This is a genomic window from Haladaptatus sp. AB643, assembly GCF_024136975.1.
Classification (GTDB): domain Archaea; phylum Halobacteriota; class Halobacteria; order Halobacteriales; family Haladaptataceae; genus Haladaptatus.
In genome coordinates, this window is record NZ_JAMYJW010000011.1 from 119,487 (window position 1) to 135,495 (window position 16,009).

Annotated in this window: 18 protein-coding genes; 9 read left to right on the plus strand and 9 right to left on the minus strand. The window is 62.5% G+C overall.

Features of this window, described 5'->3' with window-relative positions; genetic code table 11:
- Positions 1–9 precede the first annotated feature (9 nt).
- The 5 genes from NKF25_RS19145 to NKF25_RS19165 form a co-directional block, all read right to left on the minus strand.
- The gene (locus NKF25_RS19145) at positions 10–735 is read right to left on the minus strand and encodes a helix-hairpin-helix domain-containing protein (RefSeq protein WP_253228238.1); all 726 of its coding nucleotides are present in this window, start codon (positions 733–735) and stop codon (positions 10–12) included.
- 26 nt (positions 736–761) lie between these two features.
- Entirely contained in the window at positions 762–1,574 is an 813-nt protein-coding gene (locus tag NKF25_RS19150; protein ID WP_253228239.1) for a shikimate dehydrogenase, read from the minus strand.
- 71 nt (positions 1,575–1,645) lie between these two features.
- Positions 1,646–2,794, minus strand: a complete 1,149-nt coding sequence (locus tag NKF25_RS19155; protein WP_253228240.1) for a sodium:calcium antiporter — start codon at positions 2,792–2,794, stop codon at positions 1,646–1,648.
- A gap of 55 nt (positions 2,795–2,849) precedes the next feature.
- Positions 2,850–3,986: a sodium:calcium antiporter gene (locus NKF25_RS19160; protein WP_253228241.1), complete on the minus strand. Its 1,137-nt coding sequence runs from the start codon at positions 3,984–3,986 to the stop codon at positions 2,850–2,852.
- A 126-nt stretch (positions 3,987–4,112) separates the two neighbouring features.
- On the minus strand, positions 4,113–4,508 hold the full coding sequence (locus NKF25_RS19165) for a universal stress protein (protein ID WP_253228242.1): 396 nt from the start codon (positions 4,506–4,508) through the stop codon (positions 4,113–4,115).
- 79 nt (positions 4,509–4,587) lie between these two features.
- Here NKF25_RS19165 and NKF25_RS19170 point away from each other — a divergent pair, with 79 nt between their 5' ends.
- From NKF25_RS19170 to NKF25_RS19185, 4 genes are all read left to right on the plus strand, one after another.
- Entirely contained in the window at positions 4,588–5,922 is a 1,335-nt protein-coding gene (locus NKF25_RS19170; RefSeq protein WP_253228243.1) for a D-aminoacyl-tRNA deacylase, read from the plus strand.
- A 117-nt stretch (positions 5,923–6,039) separates the two neighbouring features.
- Positions 6,040–7,188 carry a cell division protein FtsZ gene (gene ftsZ, locus NKF25_RS19175; protein ID WP_253228244.1) on the plus strand — a complete coding sequence of 383 codons (1,149 nt, stop codon included), beginning with the start codon at positions 6,040–6,042 and terminating at the stop codon, positions 7,186–7,188.
- A 182-nt stretch (positions 7,189–7,370) separates the two neighbouring features.
- Positions 7,371–7,547 (plus strand): protein translocase SEC61 complex subunit gamma, encoded by a 177-nt coding sequence (locus tag NKF25_RS19180; protein WP_253228245.1) that lies wholly within the window; start codon positions 7,371–7,373, stop codon positions 7,545–7,547.
- Between the two features lie 8 nt (positions 7,548–7,555).
- A complete protein-coding gene (locus NKF25_RS19185) occupies positions 7,556–7,993 on the plus strand; it encodes a transcription elongation factor Spt5 (RefSeq protein ID WP_066143443.1) in 438 nt (145 codons plus the stop codon).
- Positions 7,994–8,142: 149 nt separating this feature from the next.
- Here NKF25_RS19185 and NKF25_RS19190 read toward each other — a convergent pair whose 3' ends face one another.
- Positions 8,143–9,072 carry a CPBP family intramembrane glutamic endopeptidase gene (locus tag NKF25_RS19190; protein ID WP_253228246.1) on the minus strand — a complete coding sequence of 310 codons (930 nt, stop codon included), beginning with the start codon at positions 9,070–9,072 and terminating at the stop codon, positions 8,143–8,145.
- A 101-nt stretch (positions 9,073–9,173) separates the two neighbouring features.
- The gene (gene lonB, locus NKF25_RS19195; protein WP_253228247.1) at positions 9,174–11,168 is read right to left on the minus strand and encodes an ATP-dependent protease LonB; all 1,995 of its coding nucleotides are present in this window, start codon (positions 11,166–11,168) and stop codon (positions 9,174–9,176) included.
- 263 nt (positions 11,169–11,431) lie between these two features.
- On the opposite strand from lonB, the gene NKF25_RS19200 reads away from it, so the two are divergent.
- From NKF25_RS19200 to NKF25_RS19220, 5 genes are all read left to right on the plus strand, one after another.
- Entirely contained in the window at positions 11,432–11,950 is a 519-nt protein-coding gene (locus NKF25_RS19200) for a nicotinamide-nucleotide adenylyltransferase (RefSeq protein ID WP_066145149.1), read from the plus strand.
- Positions 11,947–12,717: an SAM-dependent chlorinase/fluorinase gene (locus NKF25_RS19205; RefSeq protein ID WP_253228248.1), complete on the plus strand. Its 771-nt coding sequence runs from the start codon at positions 11,947–11,949 to the stop codon at positions 12,715–12,717. Before NKF25_RS19200 ends, NKF25_RS19205 begins: the two co-directional genes overlap by 4 nt.
- A gap of 54 nt (positions 12,718–12,771) precedes the next feature.
- A complete protein-coding gene (locus tag NKF25_RS19210; protein WP_253228249.1) occupies positions 12,772–13,245 on the plus strand; it encodes an NUDIX domain-containing protein in 474 nt (157 codons plus the stop codon).
- A 50-nt stretch (positions 13,246–13,295) separates the two neighbouring features.
- Positions 13,296–13,451: a hypothetical protein gene (locus NKF25_RS19215; protein ID WP_253228250.1), complete on the plus strand. Its 156-nt coding sequence runs from the start codon at positions 13,296–13,298 to the stop codon at positions 13,449–13,451.
- Positions 13,452–13,595: 144 nt separating this feature from the next.
- Positions 13,596–13,787 (plus strand): hydrogenase maturation nickel metallochaperone HypA, encoded by a 192-nt coding sequence (locus NKF25_RS19220; protein ID WP_253228251.1) that lies wholly within the window; start codon positions 13,596–13,598, stop codon positions 13,785–13,787.
- On the opposite strand, the gene NKF25_RS19225 is transcribed toward NKF25_RS19220, so the two are convergent.
- Positions 13,781–14,884, minus strand: a complete 1,104-nt coding sequence (locus NKF25_RS19225; RefSeq protein ID WP_253228252.1) for an asparagine synthetase B — start codon at positions 14,882–14,884, stop codon at positions 13,781–13,783. The genes NKF25_RS19220 and NKF25_RS19225 overlap by 7 nt on opposite strands.
- Positions 14,884–15,567, minus strand: coding sequence for a CehA/McbA family metallohydrolase (locus NKF25_RS19230; RefSeq protein ID WP_253228253.1), 684 nt, complete (start codon positions 15,565–15,567; stop codon positions 14,884–14,886). Before NKF25_RS19230 ends, NKF25_RS19225 begins: the two co-directional genes overlap by 1 nt.
- Between the last annotated feature and the right edge of the window lie 442 nt (positions 15,568–16,009).

The window sequence follows — 16,009 nt, forward strand, 5'->3', positions numbered from 1 at the left end:
TCCGGGTCGTTACATCGATTCCGCACGTTCCATCCAGCCTTCGATGCGCTTCACCGAGAGGTCCGTCTCCCGGGCGAGTTCCGCCGAGTCGGCAGTCGCCAACTGCGCCGCGTTTTCGACGCCCGCGTTCCGAAGTCGCTCGGCGTAGGCCGGGCCGATGCCCTTCACGTCTTCGAGCGGTCGCCCCTCTTCGGGTTCGGGTTCGGGTTCGGACTCCGATTCGTCCGCCGTTTCTTCGACTGTTTCGTCAAGTTCTGGTTCTTCAACCGTTTCCGGTTCTTCGTCAGCTTCCGATTCTTCGTCCGCTTCCGGTTCACCGACTTCCTCCTCGTCCGAAACAGCGTCGGGCTCCGGTTCCGGTTCGGTTGCTTCGGTCTGTGCCGGTTGCCCAGCTTCGGCGGACGGTCCGGTCGCCTCCGCCGGTTCCGCGGCCGTGTCTGGTTCCGCAGTCGTCTCGGATTCAGCGGTTGTGTCTGGTTCAGTGGCTGTGTCTGGCTCTGCCTCCTCGATATGGTCGGTCGGTTCCCCCGTATCGACCGGCTCCTCGGTCGAAACGGTCGTGTCTTCCGCGGGGGACTCCTCGGACATTTTCACTGCTTTCTCTGATTCCACGTCGGGCTGTGCTCTCGTCTCGGTCGGTTCACGCTCGATTGTCACACCGTTGTCACGGTTGCGCGTTTTCGACCGCTCATCGCCAAGACCGAGCAGCGATTTCAGCCGTGTGATAAGCCCCATTACAGGACTGTACAAAGTCCCTTCACTTAAAGCCGTCTTCGCAGGGCGGCGTCCATCCGCTCGACCGGTGCATCTCGACCGGTCCATAGTTCAAATGCGACGACCCCTTGAAACAGAAGCATCCACGCGCCGTCGATGGTCGTCGCCCCCCGCGCGGACGCCTCGCGGAGCAGGCGCGTTTCGAGCGGGCTGTACACGGCGTCCATTACCGCGAGGTCGGCGTGGAGCGCGTCGGCGGGAACGGGCGTCTCGTCCGAGTCCATCCCGACGCTCGTCGCGTTGACCAGCACGTCCGCGTCCGCAACGAGTTCCGGGAGTTCGTCCAACCCGTGTGCCGTCGCGGTTTCCTCGCCACCGACGCCGTTCACCGCATCGGCCAACGACGTCGCGCGCGCTACGGTCCGATTGGCGATAGCGACGGTCGAACCCTCGTCGGCGAGCATGAACGCGACCGCTCGCGCCGCGCCACCCGCACCGACGAGGACCGCGGATTTCCCGTCGAGTGAAACGTCGTGCCGTTCGAACGCTCGCCGCGCACCCGCCGCGTCCGTGTTGTGACCCGTCGGTGGGGATGTTGAGAAATCGATGGTGTTCACCGCGCCGATGCGTCCGGCGAGCGAATCGGGGTCGACGTGCGCGAGGACGTCCTCTTTGAACGGGATCGTGACGTTCAGTCCGCGAATTCCGAGCGCCTTCGCGCCCTCGATTGCCGGGGCGATAGCGTCCGGTTCGAAGGTGACGTAGCGGGCGTCCATGTCGAGTTCGTCGTACGCGGCCTCGTGCATCGGCGGGGAACGGGAGTGACCCACCGGGTTGCCGAGCAGTCCGTAAACGTTCATGGCGGCAAAAGGAAGGGGAGGGACTTAATCGGACGGTCGAATGGACAAGAGGTGTACGAATCGGGGGACGGTTACGCCCCGAGCATGACGAAGTAGACCGCCAGTGCGAGGAAGACGACGTAGAAGGCGCCGCTTCCGAGGAACGGCGTCGGGTTGAAGTCTCCCTCGCCGACGCGCCGTGCACGGAAGAGGACGATGCATCCGGCGGCGATGGCGAACAGCACGGAAATCGCGTTCAGGAACCCCGGCGTCCCCCACGTGAGGTTCAGGTTCCACGGGGTGAACAGGATACCGAGAGTGACGGGCAAGGTCCCCTGAAACGCCATCGCGCCGGTGATGTTGTTGAGCGCGAGGGTGTCCTTGTCACGTGCCAACCAGAGGACGCTGTTGAACGCTTCCGGAAGTTCCGTCGCGATGGGTGCGATGATGAGCGCGACGATGGCGTACGGGATTCCGATGGAACTCGATACCCACTCCACTTGATCGACGAACAACCGAGCACCGATCACGATGAAGGTGAGCGCGATGAGCGTTTGAAGCGCCGTGAGGACGAAGTGCGGATCGGAACTGTGGTCCTTGTCGGGTCCGCTGCCGAACCGTTCGAGGATTCCTTCGACGGCCAATCCGACGTGGAGGTCGTCCATGTCGTCGTCGTCCGCGAGTTCGCCTGCCCGAAGAGAGAGATAGAGGTAGCCGAGATACAGCAGAACGAGGAAGATGGCGATGAAGTCGCGGATCGGAATCGTGGCGATTTCGGTGCTTTTGGGGATGAGCGCGGCGATGAACGCCAGCGAGTAGCCGATGAGGAAGAACGTCAAATCGCGCTTCGTCGACCCCTGGTTGAACTGAAGGTCGGTGTCGTTGGAGCGGCGGTCGGCGAAGTAGTAGACGCTGGCCCCGACGAGGAACATGGCGATGGTGGCGAGCATGAACGGCGCGCCGAGGATGGCACCGACCCCCACGTCGGAAGCCCCTTCTCCACCCTTCAGAATCGCGATGACTGGAATCGTCGTCTCAGGGAGCGCGGTTCCCATCGCGGCGAGGATGCTCCCCGTCGCGCTCTCGGAGATTCCGAGGCGATAGCCGAGCCATTCGACGCCGTTCGTGAACACCTCCGCACCCAGTAGAAGAAGACCGAAGGACGCGAGCAGTAACAGTCCTTTCGTCCACGACTCCGAAAGCGCGAGCGGCGGCATATAGCCTGTGACTGGAAGAGACATTATGGATTGTAGTTCCGATGGGGGTCAATTAAGCTATTCCATCTGACCAGACTGGTCAGTGACCTGCGATACCGCCGACGTCGAGGACCACGACGTGGTAGACGACGATGGCGATGAACAGCAGGTAGAACAACCCGCCGACGAGGAACGGTCGCGCCGTCATCTTCTTCCCGTTGATTCGGCGTGCCCGGAGGTACAGCAGGCCGCCGCTGACGATCGCCAGGATCGCGGAGAGTCCGTTCAGGAATCCCGATGTTCCCCACGAAAGACTGAGGTCCCACGAAGTGAAGAGGATGCCGAACGTGACGGGAAGCGTCCCCTGGAACGCCATCGCACCGGAGATGTTCCCGAGCGCGAGGGTGTCCTTGTCGCGGGATATCCAGATGATGCTGTTGAACTTCTCGGGGAGTTCGGTCGCCAGCGGCGCGATGAGGAGCGCGACGATGGCCGTCGGAATGCCGAGCACCTCCTCGGAGACCCACTGCGTCTGGGAGACGAACACCTGCGCGCCGCCGATGATGAGGCCGAGCGCGATGAGCGTCTGCACCGCGACCAGGATCGAGTGAGGGTTGCCGGAGTGATTTCTATCCGTGTTCCGTCCGGGGAAACGGTCGATGACTCCCTCGATCATCAATCCGAGATGCAGGTCCTCCAAGTCCTCTCCCTCGACCAGTTCGCCGCTCTTGAGCGAACGGTAGAGGTAGAACAGGTAGAGGAGGACGAGCACCGCGCCGATGCCGTGGGAAATCGTGTCGTTCGGAATCAACGCGGCGAGAAACGCGAGCGTGTAGCCGACGAGGAAAAAGGAGAGGTCTCGGCGGGTGGACTTCTCGTTGAAATGCATCTCCTGACCGTGTGTCCGGCGCGTCCCGAAGTAGAGAACGCTGCCCCCGACGAGGAACATGGCGATGGTGGCGAGCATGAACGGCGCGCCGAGGATGGCACCGACGCCGACTTCCTCGGCGGCCTTCGTCCCGCCGCCACTCCCGAAGACGGCGATGATCGGGATCATCGTCTCGGGGAGCGCGGTACCCACGGCCGCGAGGATGCTCCCCGTCGCGCTTTCGCTCACGCCGAGTCGGCGGCCGAGCCACTCGACCGCGTTGGTGAACACCTCCGCGCCGAGGAGGAGTAGGAGAAACGATGCGAGAAGCAGGAGGGAATTTTCCCACACTGGTGGTAGAATTGCCATCGAAACTGTGGATAGCGGGGTCATCGTGGTGGTATTTTCAAAATGGCTCTAATTAAGTGGTTCCCTCTGCGCCGGATGTGATTTTTTGGCCGAATTCGTCCGACGAAAGAACCACAGATAACGGCATCAGGGAACGGTCGTCACGGGAACGTCACACGATTCGAGGACGGTCTTCGCGGCGCTTCCGAGGAGGAACGCCCCGATGCGTCCGGTGCCGTGGTGGCCCATGACGACGTGGTCGTAGTCGTCATCCTCGACCACGGCGATGATGTCCTTTCCGATCCGGTCCGACACCTTCAGGCTCGCGAGGTGGACGTCCACCGACACGGACGTGTCGCTCTCGACCCCGGAGTCGGCCAGTTTCTCGTCGATTCGCGTTTGCAACCGGTCGGTATCCTCCCCGCGAACGTCCGTGAAGTGGACGACGCTCAGGTCGGCATCGTATCGTCGTGCGAACTCGATGGCGAAGTCGAGCGCGCGCATGCTACATTCGGAGCCATCGACTGGAGCGAGAATCTCCATGGTCGAACACACTTTCCCCCCGGGCTTAACGCTTTCCGGGTTCGACGGACTTTTTCGCCGTGCGTTCGGAGGGTCGTTCGTGATTGCCGTCGTCGTCAGCAGGGCCGATTACGCCTCCGAACACATCGGCGAGTTCCTGCTCTCCGAAACTGAGTGGAACGTGCACGAAGACGAATCCCGCCCCGACGCCGAGGGTGGTGGCACCTACTACCGAACTGACGGGTTCGAACTGCGGGAATTCGACGCGCTCCACCTCGACATCGAGGACGCCGCCGAACCGTTTTCGGACCCTGAGATGCTCGTGTTCGCCTCGCGCCATTCGGGGGACACCGGCCCGCTGCTGACGGGCCACTTCACGGGCAACTTCGGCCCGGCGGAGTTCGGTGGAACCGACAGAACGGTGGCCGAGGCCTGTCCGAACGCCCACGCACGACTGCTCGAAGCGTTCGACGAGCACGCGCCCGAGGGGTACGACGTCGGAATGGAGTGCACCCACCACGGGCCGAGCGAAGTCGGCGTTCCCTCGATGTTCGTCGAACTGGGAAGCGACGACGAACAGTGGGGCGACCCCGATGCGGCCCGCGCCGTCGCCCGCGCCATCCTCGACCTGCGCGGTGTCGCCCCCCACCGGGAGCGCCAACTGGTCGGTTTCGGCGGGGGCCACTACGCCCCGCGATTCGAGCGAATACTCAGGGAAACGGACTGGGCGGTCGGACATATCGCGTCCGACTGGAACCTCGAAACGTTGGGATTGCCGGAGGCACATCCGGAAACGATCCGACAGGTGTTCGAGCGAAGCGGTGCGGAGTACGCCGTCTGCGAAGGGAAAACGGACGACATCGCCGAGGTCGTCGCCGACCTCGGCTACCGCGTGGTGAGCGAGACGTGGGTCCGGGAAGTGTCGGGCGTTCCGCTCGCGCTCGTCGAGGAACTGGAGTCGGAACTGTCGTCGGTGGAGTCGGGGCTACGGTTCGGCGAGAAAGCGCGTGAGATGCCCGCAACGGAGCCGTTCGAAATCGTTTCGCTCCCCGGGAAACTGCTCGACGCCGTTACGGGAATCGACAGGGACGCCGTCTCGGAACTCGTCGCGGCGCGGACGGTCGCGTTCGAAACCGACGAGGGAGGAACGCAGGTCGCCGGGCGTGCGGCGGTTCTCGATACGGCGGACTTCGAGGCCGTCATCGACGGACTGGTCGAACTGCTCGACGGAAAGTACGACGATGTGAGCCGGAACGGGGACGAAATCGTCGTGCGTGACGTGGGGTTCGATCCCGAGAAGGCTCGCAAATTGGGCGTTCCGGAGGGTCCGGCGTTCGGAAAGCTCTCGTCCGGGGTCGCGGTGGAGGTGAACGGGACGACGATTCCACCCGGCGAGGTGCAAACCGAACGGACACGCGTCTTCCCCGTTCGGTGAATCCCGGGGATGAATCAGTGCTTATAGCTTTTTTTCACGGTGGAGTGATATGAGTCAGACAACCGTCGCCCAGAGGGGAAAGATAATTAATGTGCGTTCGTAAAAGAAGCTTCAAGGATGGATTCAATCGTTGAAGACGCCATTGAGGAGGCGGAAGGGCAACAACAGGATGCCCCCCAATCGCAGGTCGGTGGTGTCTCGCAGGACACTAGTCTCTCCGGGACGATGACCGACGAGGAACTACAGGACGTACTCAAGGAACTCCAAACCAACATCACCGTCGTCGGGTGCGGCGGCGGTGGCGGGAACACGGTCAACCGAATGGCCGAAGAGGGGATTCACGGGGCGTCACTCGTCGCCGCGAACACCGACGTTCAGCATCTCGTCGAAATCGAGGCGGACACCAAGATTCTGATGGGCGAACAGAAGACGAGCGGGCGCGGTGCCGGGTCGCTCCCGCAGGTCGGCGAGGAGGCCGCCCTCGAAAGTCAGGACGAAATCTACGACTCGATTCAAGGCTCGGACATGGTGTTCGTCACCGCCGGTCTCGGCGGCGGCACCGGCACGGGGAGCGCCCCGGTCGTCGCCAAAGCCGCGCGCGAGGCTGGCGCGCTCACCATCGCCATCGTCACGACGCCGTTCACGGCGGAGGGCGAGGTCCGACGCACCAACGCGGAGGCCGGTCTGGAGCGCCTGCGCGACGTGAGCGACACCGTCATCGTCGTCCCGAACGACCGCCTGCTCGACTCGGTGGGCAAACTGCCCGTCAAACAGGCGTTCAAGGTCGCCGACGAAGTGCTCATGCGCTCGGTGAAAGGCATCACGGAGCTCATCACGAAGCCCGGCCTCGTCAACCTCGACTTCGCCGACGTTCGCACCGTCATGGAGAAAGGCGGCGTGGCAATGATCGGTCTCGGCGAGAGCGACTCCGACCAGAAGGCACAGGATTCGGTCAAGAGCGCCCTGCGCTCGCCGCTCCTCGACGTGGACATCAGCGGCGCGAAATCCGCGCTCGTCAACGTCACCGGTGGCAACGACATGTCCATCGAGGAGGCCGAAGGCGTGGTCGAGCAGATCTACGACCGCATCGACCCTGACGCCCGCATCATCTGGGGGACCTCCATCGACGAGGACCTCGACGGCACCATGCGCACCATGATCGTCGTCACCGGCGTCGAATCGCCACAGATCTACGGCCGCAACGAAGCCGAACGGGCACAGGCGAAGGCCCAACAGCAGGCCGAAGACATCGACTACGTCGAATAATCTCTTCTTCGTTTTTCGGATTTGTGGCGGAGAGCCGTGGGTTTTCACAAAAATCGAGACGTGTTCGGTACGAGCTTCGATGCCGTTTCGACCGATCCCCCCTCGAACGTGTCCCAACCACGTTTCGCTCTCATCCCTCTGTAGTAAGATAGAAAAAGCCCGATGGCCAAGCACAACCAACAATGGACGTTAAGCTTGACCTCGCGTCGTACCTGCGGGTACTCAAATTGGCGAGCACGCCGTCGTGGAACGAGTTCTCGAAGATCGCTCAGATTGCCGGTGCCGGTATTCTGCTCGTTGGACTGCTCGGGTTCGTGATCTTCGCCATCATGAGCTTCATCAACGCCGCCCCCGTATAGGAGAACAAATGCCTATCTACGCAGTAAAGACCACGGCAAGTCAGGAACGTACAGTCGCGGACATGATCATCAACCGCGAGGAACCGGAGATTCACGCGGTCCTCGCGCCCGACGCGCTCACCAGCTACGTCATGGTCGAGGCCGACGACCACCGCGTCATCGACCGCGTGCTGGAGGAAATCCCCCACGCGCGGAGCATGGTCCCCGGCGAGAGCAACATCTCCGAAGTGGAGCACTTCCTCTCCCCGACGCCCGACGTGGAGGGTATCGCGGAAGGGGACATCGTGGAACTCATCGCCGGACCGTTCAAGGGTGAGAAGGCCCAGGTCCAGCGTATCGACGAGGGCAAGGACCAGGTAACGGTCGAGCTGTACGAGGCCACCGTCCCGATTCCCGTCACCGTGCGCGGTGACCAGATCCGCGTGCTGGACAGCGAAGAACGGTAGCGCTTCTGGCTCTCGTTCGCTCCTCCGTCGCTCACGAGAACAGCGAGGAACGGTAAGCACAGCGCACCGCTCCGTGACACGGAAGCGAGCTTCCCGATTCTCTCGGCTCCTCCGACCTCCTACGAGCGTGCAGTATCCGTGTTCGCCGACTATCTCGACGAATCGTCGCGGGCGTGAACCGCGAACTCCAGCGCGTTGACGAGATAGTGGGCGACCACGACCACAACCATGCTTCCCGTCAGGACGAACGCGCTGGCGAGCGCCGCACCCAGCGTTCCCGTGACGAGCACACCGGCCGGACCCTGCGCGCCGTGGCCGACAGCGAACGCGACTGACGAGGCGACGACGAGGAACCACGGCGAGATGCCGTAGCCGACGGCGAATACGCCCACGAGGGACGACCGGAACAGGAGTTCCTCGAACCCCGCGATGATCGGGAGGACGAGAACGAGCAAAACGATCCACCCGCGCACCGAATCGGGGGTGAGCATCTCCCGAAGGCTGTCCTCGTACTCGATTCCGGCCGCGTCGACCACTCGCTGGCCGAATTCGTTGGCGACGTAGAGCGCCACCCCGAGAAGTGCCCCGACGCCGAACTGGGTCGCCGTCACGCTCCCCACGCCGAGCGCGTCGGCGGGAATCGCGGTCAGCACGGCGGCGACGACGAGTATCACGCCGAACAGTCCCTGACTCAGCGCGACGTTGACCAGCAGCGTCCCCGGCGTGAAATCCTCCACTGGAGTCGGAGACTCGACGGCCGGGAACGGTTCGTCGGGAATCGGCGACGAAACGTCGGTCGGTCGGCGGCCCTGGTTCTCGAAAGTGGAAACGTTCGATTCGTTGGCATCCTGGTCGTCGTCGTCCCGTTCGTCGTCGTTCCTGCTCCGTTCGTCCTCACCCCATTCGTCCCCGCCGTTCCGTACGCGTCGGTCGGGCGTTTCGACGCTCGCCTCGGATTCCTCCCATCCGTCTTCGTCCTCCCCGACGAACATGGCCTGCGAGGCGCGAGCCAGCGCGATGAGGACGACGAGGACAATGAGGGTGACGCCTGCGAACGCGTTCCAGTTCGGCGTGACCATTCACGTTCGTGTTCGTACGCTGACGGTGAAAAACTATCTACTACGGCGACGCGGTCGCTGCTCGTGTCGGAGAACGGAAAAAACGAATTCTCGTTCGCCCGCTACTGCGGACTCGGGTTGCTACCGGGCTTGGTGCCGCCGACCTTGCGGTCGAGGGCGTGGCCGGTGATGTCCTTCAGCCGGTTGATGAGGCTGTCCTTCTCGGACTCGCCCGTGAGCGCGACTTCGAGGACTTCGCTGATGTGCGAGACGGGGACGATTTCGATCATCTCCTTGTACTCGTCCTCGATCATCACGTCCTGCTCGTTGGCCTTCGGGATGATGACCGTCTGGACGCCCGCTTTCGCGGCCGCCTCGATTTTGTGCGTGACGCCACCGACAGGGAGCACGTCGCCGCGCACCGACAGTGATCCGGTCATGGCGATGCTCTGGTCGATGGGGATGTTCTCCAGCGCGCTGATGACCGCCGTGGCCATCGTCACCGACGCGGAGTCACCCTGGACGCCTTCGTAGGATTGGACGTACTGGATGTGGATGTCCTTCTCCGAGATGTCCTCGTCACTGAACTTCTTGATGATGGCGCTGACGTTCTGCACCGCCTCCTCGGCGATGTCCTGCAGTTTCCCGGTGGCGATCACCTTGCCGGGACCCTGCGACGGCGCGACTTCGGCCATGACGGGCATGACGATACCGCTGTCCTCGCCCATGACCGCCAGACCGTTCACGCGGCCGACCACGTCGCCCGCCGAAACGGTGAGTTCGTAGTCCTTCCGGCGTTCGATGTAGTCGTCGGCGATCTGTTGCTCGATGGAGCGCGAGCGCTGTTTCGCTTGCAGCACGTGGTCGCGCGTGGTGTTCTCGGCGTCCTCCGCGCGAGCGATGTCACCGGCAACACGCACCAGTCCACCGAGGTCACGCAGTTTGAGCGTGAGGTGGTCCTTCCGCATCGCACGGCGCTGGGCTTCGAGGATGATTTCCTCGACTGCCGTGTCCGTGAAGTGCGGGAGCCGACCGTCCTTTTCGACTTCCTGTGCGACGAAGCGCGCGTATTTCCGGCGCATCTCCGGCGTGTCGTCGATGGTGTCGTCCATGTACACCTCGTATCCGTACCCCTTGATACGCGAGCGGAGTGCCGGGTGCATGTTCTCCATCGCGTCGAGGTTCCCCGCCGCGACCATCACGAAGTCGGTCGGGACGGGTTCGGTGTGAACCATCGCACCGGACGAGCGTTCGGACTGTCCGGTGATGGAGAACTCGCCCTCCTGAATCGCGGTCATCAGCTTCTGCTGTGAGCGGATGTCGAGGGTGTTGATCTCGTCCACGAACAGGACACCTTTGTTGGCCTTGTGGATGGCTCCGGGTTCCACGCGGTCGTGGCTCGGCGTTTCCATTCCGCCGGACTGGAACGGGTCGTGGCGCACGTCGCCCAGCAGCGCACCCGCGTGGGCACCCGTCGCGTCCTCGAACGGCGCGCTGGTGACGTCGCTGTTGTTGACCAGCAGGTTCGGAATCATCGCGTCGGTGCCACGCGACCCGTAGCGGAACGCGAGGTAGATGACACCCGCAGCGAGGATTCCGAGGAGCGGCTTGCCCGCGATGAGGAGCGCGTAGCCGACCACGATGGCGATGATGACCCACATCAAGAACGAGCGCATCTGGTTGCGCTTGCGGGCCTCCTCCTTGTGCGCCTCAATGATTTGTTCGCCCTTTCCGGCGGGAACGGTCCGAACCTTCGGTTCGTTCCCGTCGTCGGGGTTGTGATAGACGAGGACGTCTTGCAGATCCTCCTTGGGGAGGAGCTGACTCATCGCCTTCGCCAACATCGATTTCCCGGTCCCCGGCGACCCGATCATCATCACGTGGCGGCGCTGTTTCGCCGCCTTCAGGATGATATCTCGGGCGTGATCCTGCCCGATGACCTGGTCGACCAGTCGATCCGGAATCTCGACCTCTTCCGTACTTTCTATCTCCAACCCACCCAGCAGATCGTCCTCTGCAATATCGTCGGCGACCTGGGCGTCCACCTCACTCCCAAGGCGGTCGACTTCTTGCTCGGCTTCTTGCTCCGGTGGTGAAGCATCGGTGTCGTTACTCATAGAATTCGTTTTGTGTAGTTGAAAACATGGCTGGAGAACTGATATACTTTCTCCCTCCCTGTGTTCCGTCCCACTCCATTTCAGCCCGTCAAACGTACGAATAGAAGGAATCGGGGAAGATAAATCTCCTTCAAACCATCCGCGCCGTTAATCGAGAACGCGAACGCACGAACGAAACGAATGGGGGTAGAACACGAACTCACGAAACGCCGCCCCACGAGCGACTCGTCACTCTTATAAAAACGCTACACGACAAATCTATCATGACTCGCGGGTTCTACATCGGGCGCTTCCAACCCTACCACAACGGCCACCACAACGTGGTCGAGACCATCGCCGAGGAAGTAGACGAACTCGTCCTCGGCATCGGGAGCGCGGGCGACTCACACAGCCGTCACGACCCATTCACGGCGGGCGAACGCATCATGATGATAACCAAATCCCTCGTGGATTCCGACCTCGTGACGTACGCCGTTCCCATCGAGGACTTGGACAGGAACTCCGTTTGGGTCAGTCATGTCCAGAGCATGAGCCCGGATTTCGACGTGGCCTACTCGAACAACCCACTCGTCATCCGCCTGTTCGAGGAAGCAGGCGTGGAGGTGCGCCAATCGCCCATGTTCAACCGCGAAGTGCTGGAGGGAACCGAGGTACGCGACCGGATGGTCGAAGGCGGCGATTGGCAGCGACTCGTTCCCGACCCCGTCGTCGAAATCGTCGAGGAAATCGGCGGCATCGACCGTATCCAACAGGTCAGCGACTCGGATTCGAACGGGATATGATAACCCTCTCGTCCGATTTCGGCACGCCGTACCCGGCGGCGATGAAGGGCGTTTTGCTCCAGCACAGCGATGCGCGTCTCGTGGACGTCGCCCACGATTTCCCGCGACAGGACGTTCGGACGACCGCGTTCTGGCTTCGGGAAGTCATTCCCTATTTTCCGCCCGCCGTCCACCTCGTCGTCGTCGACCCCGGCGTCGGTACCGACCGCGCGGCGCTCGCAGTTCGAGCAGGGGGCCACGCCCTCGTCGGCCCGGACAACGGCGTTCTGCTCCCGGTCGTCCGCGAACTCGCCGAGTCGGAACAGTCCGACGCCGACGGGTTCGAAGTCTTCCGCGTTTCCTACGGGGACGCGGACAGCGCGACCTTCCACGGACGGGACGTGTTCGCGCCCGCCGCCGCGAGGATTCACGAGGCGGGAATCGAGGACTTCGAAACCCTCGACGATATCGAACCCGCGGAAGCGTTCGAGGACCTCCGGTTCCCGGAGCCAACCGTGGAGGACGACTCGGCGGTCGGCGAACTACTCGTCGTGGACGACTTCGGAAACGCCATCACGAACGTTCCGGGCGACTTTCTCGACGGCGTTGACGAACTCTCGGTCAACGGCCAGTCCGCGCCGGTCGAACCCGCCTACGCTCACGTCGAACCCGGCGAGCGACTCGTGACCGTCGGCAGCCACGGAAACGTCGAACTCGCGGTCAACGAGGGACGCGGCGACGACGTGTTCAACATCGGAATCGGGGACGAGATTCGGTTGGAGAAATGATCGCCATCATCACACGACCGTAACGGTGAACCGACCCCGGAATTCCTTTTGCGTATGGAGACGACGCGCCACTTCACCGCGACCACGTACGTCGTGAACGACGGCGAGTGCTTGCTTCACGACCACGAACGGCTCGGGATGCTTCTCCCGCCCGGCGGTCACCTCGACCGCGACGAACTGCCGCGCGATGCGGCCCTGCGCGAAACTCGCGAGGAAACCGGCTTGGAGGTGACCCTGCTCGAACCCGAAACGAGCGTGACGGCCGACTTCGGTCGGGAACTCGCGCCCGCGGAACACATCATGCTCTACGACGTGGACCAGTTCGACGGGGAAGTCGCCCACCAACACATCGACTTCGTCTACTACGGCGAGGCGGTAAACCGGGACCTCGCTCCCGACGACGACGAACGAAGGGCCGATTGCTGGCGATGGTTCTCGCCGGACGACCTGCGGACGCACGAGGCGGTGACCGAGGAGGTCGTCACGCTCGGCATCGAGGCCATCGAGCGCGTCGAATTCCAGCAGTAGAACCGATTAGGTGGTGTATAATAAGGTCTATACGGTGAATTCCACAGTTCATGAGTATCATTGATCGTCTGCTCGGCACCGACAAGGACGGCGACGACGACCCGCGACCGACGTACGTCTGTACCGGCTGTGGCAAAGCGTTCGACGGTGACCGGAAACTCTGTCCCGACTGCGGAAGCGAACAAGTGGTTTCACCCCGACACTGAGGGGAAACAAACCTGTTCGATACGCGCCATTGGTATTTCCTTTGAATGAGTGGAAGTAAGGGATCTTATCCCACGAGAAACGGTGTTTCGGCGACATTATTCGCCGGATAATAATGACACTGCTAGTTGTCGAACAAATCGAGAATGGGATTTGTCAGCCGGGTCAGTCTGAAATTTGGGAGCGGTGATTCGACGCGGTTCGAATGCAAGTCGTGCGGGAAATCGTACGAACTCGACCGGCAGATGTGCCCCGATTGCGGCGGTCACTGCATCGGCTACCGTGAATCGTGGCTCCAGCAGAAACTCGGTCCGCAGTCGCGCAAGCGCTTTTACTGATCGGCCGATTCGAGACGGGAGCGGACGTACTTCGTCACGTGATCGTCCATTCGTCGTTTGTAGCCTGCCTGCCGCGCGAGGCGGTCGAGTTCACGTGCGACCAGGCTGCCGTACTGCACCGCCTTCTTGTCCCGCGTTGCGATTTCGTCCGGAACGAACGCCCGAGCGGACCGTCTGAACGTCCACTTTCGGACGTCGTCCGAAACGAGCATCGACCCCGGTAGCCGAAGCGCTTCCCGGACGACACGGTCGTCGAGAAGCGGTGCGACGGGTTCCACGCCAGCGGCACGGAGCGTGAGGATGTCCCGCGGCAACTGTTCGGCGAGCGTTCGGATCGTCTCGCGGGCCGCACCGCGTACCGTCTCCGCCTCGACGCGGTGGTCCGCACGGGCGACTTTCTCGTATCCGCCGAACAGTTCGTCCGCGCCCTGTCCCACCGCAAGTCGGTCGTAGCCGTCCGCCCGCGCTCGCTCGGCGGTCAGATAGAGGGGTAACGCGATCTGCACGTCCATCGCGTTGGTCCGCCCGATGGCGCGAGCGACTTCGGGAACCGCACGCTCGATGTCCTCGTGTGAGACCTCGACGATCCGTAGATCACGGTCCATCAGGTCGGCCGCGGTGCGCGCGGCTTCCACGTCGTGACTGTCGCGAAAGCCAGCGACGTACAGCGGGCAGTCGAACGCGCTGGCGACGACGGCGGAATCGACCCCGCCCGAGAACGCGACTGCGAGACCGTCGCCGGACACGTCGCCGAGACTTCCCTCGATGGCCTCCCGAATCGCAGAAACGGCATCCGCCTCGCCCTCGAACGGTTCCGGACTGGGGAGGTCCCACAGTCGCTCGTCGTCGTTCCCGTCGTCACCGATTTCGTCGGTTATCGTCCGGGCACAACCCGCCGGAACCGGGTTCGGCGACTCGAGGTCGGTCGGGTCGTGACTCCACGTCGTCGGGTCATCCTCCTCGGAGAACAGTGGATAGCGACCCAGCACGTCGCGGACGAGACGCCCGTCCACCTCGCCTGCAAACCCGTTACCGCCCGGAAGCGCGTCGGCCGTGTCGATAGCTCGACGAACGACGTCGGTCGATGCCCCCTGCATCAGAGATAGTGCCCGACGCGGTTGATAATCCGCCGTTTCACGCCGCCTGCGGCCTGTCGAAAGCTGATCCGCCACGGCGTTCGTTTCCCGTCGACCTCCGTCCGGCCATCGACGATGGCACCGAGGATGGCCCGCCTGTCGCGCGTGTTCACGTCGATTTCCGTCACCGCCTGCCCGACCATCTCGCTGATGTGGGCGTCGCTTCCGGCCGTCATCGGGACGCCGTGGTCGCTGGCGAACGACCGCGCTCGCCGGTTGCCACGTCCCGTCAACAGGCGCGAGTTGTACACCTCGATAGCGTCGGCCTCCGCGAGTTTCTTCCCCGTGATGTTCGCGGCGACGCCGCTCCGGGATTTCTGAAACGGGTGAGGAACGATGGCGACGCCACCCTGCTCTCGAATTCTGTCGAGCGTCTCGCCGAACGAGAGACCCGGCGGAACGAGTTCTTCGATACCTAACCCCAAGACGTGGCCCGCGCGTGACGTAATCTCCATACCGGGGATGCCGACCAGTCCGTATTCGGGTGCGAGTTTCGCGGCTTCGAGGCTCGCCTCGATTTCGTCGTGGTCGGTCACGGCGATGGCGTCCAAATCGACTGCCTTGGCTTGTTCCAAGAGCAGTTCGACCGGATCACGACCATCGTGGGAAAGTGCGGAATGACAATGCAACTCGACCGATAGCACGAGGGAACGTTCGCAGTACGTCGGGAAAAGCAACTCGGTCCGTCGTCGATGGTCGTCGATCTACGAAAAACGCCGTAGCTCCATCGTGAACTCAGTTTCTTCTAGAGAGGAATCATGAATTAACTACTCTGGCGCATGAGAGAGGGGCGATGGAGGCAGCATCGCCCATCGAGTGGTGGGTGAAAACGGTCACTCGCGCTTCATGCAATCATAGGCATCGATGTTTGTCGGCGGTACGGGTCCTATTCATCCCCTCCTTCTCCGATCGTCATTGCAGTAGATACAACGCCCCACACCATATTTAGGTATTGTGGTGAAATAGGGCTGTCGAGAGAACATCGTACTTGCAAAATGGAATACTTCCACAAGAGTTGGCCAAAATACGGGCAAAAATAAATCAATCGTCCATAGTCAGTTTGTAGCCGTTGTGATCGCTCGCCGA

Coding starts and splice junctions, on each gene's coding strand:
- NKF25_RS19190 (WP_253228246.1), bottom strand. CDS start 9,072: ATGGTCACGCCGAACTGGAACGCGTTCGCAGGCGTCACCCTCATTGTC.
- NKF25_RS19225 (WP_253228252.1), bottom strand. CDS start 14,884: ATGCAGGGGGCATCGACCGACGTCGTTCGTCGAGCTATCGACACGGCC.
- lonB (WP_253228247.1), bottom strand. CDS start 11,168: ATGAGTAACGACACCGATGCTTCACCACCGGAGCAAGAAGCCGAGCAA.
- NKF25_RS19185 (WP_066143443.1), top strand. CDS start 7,556: ATGCCTATCTACGCAGTAAAGACCACGGCAAGTCAGGAACGTACAGTC.
- NKF25_RS19215 (WP_253228250.1), top strand. CDS start 13,296: ATGAGTATCATTGATCGTCTGCTCGGCACCGACAAGGACGGCGACGAC.
- NKF25_RS19205 (WP_253228248.1), top strand. CDS start 11,947: ATGATAACCCTCTCGTCCGATTTCGGCACGCCGTACCCGGCGGCGATG.
- NKF25_RS19200 (WP_066145149.1), top strand. CDS start 11,432: ATGACTCGCGGGTTCTACATCGGGCGCTTCCAACCCTACCACAACGGC.
- NKF25_RS19210 (WP_253228249.1), top strand. CDS start 12,772: ATGGAGACGACGCGCCACTTCACCGCGACCACGTACGTCGTGAACGAC.
- NKF25_RS19180 (WP_253228245.1), top strand. CDS start 7,371: ATGGACGTTAAGCTTGACCTCGCGTCGTACCTGCGGGTACTCAAATTG.
- NKF25_RS19145 (WP_253228238.1), bottom strand. CDS start 735: ATGGGGCTTATCACACGGCTGAAATCGCTGCTCGGTCTTGGCGATGAG.
- NKF25_RS19165 (WP_253228242.1), bottom strand. CDS start 4,508: ATGGAGATTCTCGCTCCAGTCGATGGCTCCGAATGTAGCATGCGCGCG.
- NKF25_RS19160 (WP_253228241.1), bottom strand. CDS start 3,986: ATGGCAATTCTACCACCAGTGTGGGAAAATTCCCTCCTGCTTCTCGCA.
- ftsZ (WP_253228244.1), top strand. CDS start 6,040: ATGGATTCAATCGTTGAAGACGCCATTGAGGAGGCGGAAGGGCAACAA.
- NKF25_RS19220 (WP_253228251.1), top strand. CDS start 13,596: ATGGGATTTGTCAGCCGGGTCAGTCTGAAATTTGGGAGCGGTGATTCG.
- NKF25_RS19155 (WP_253228240.1), bottom strand. CDS start 2,794: ATGTCTCTTCCAGTCACAGGCTATATGCCGCCGCTCGCGCTTTCGGAG.
- NKF25_RS19150 (WP_253228239.1), bottom strand. CDS start 1,574: ATGAACGTTTACGGACTGCTCGGCAACCCGGTGGGTCACTCCCGTTCC.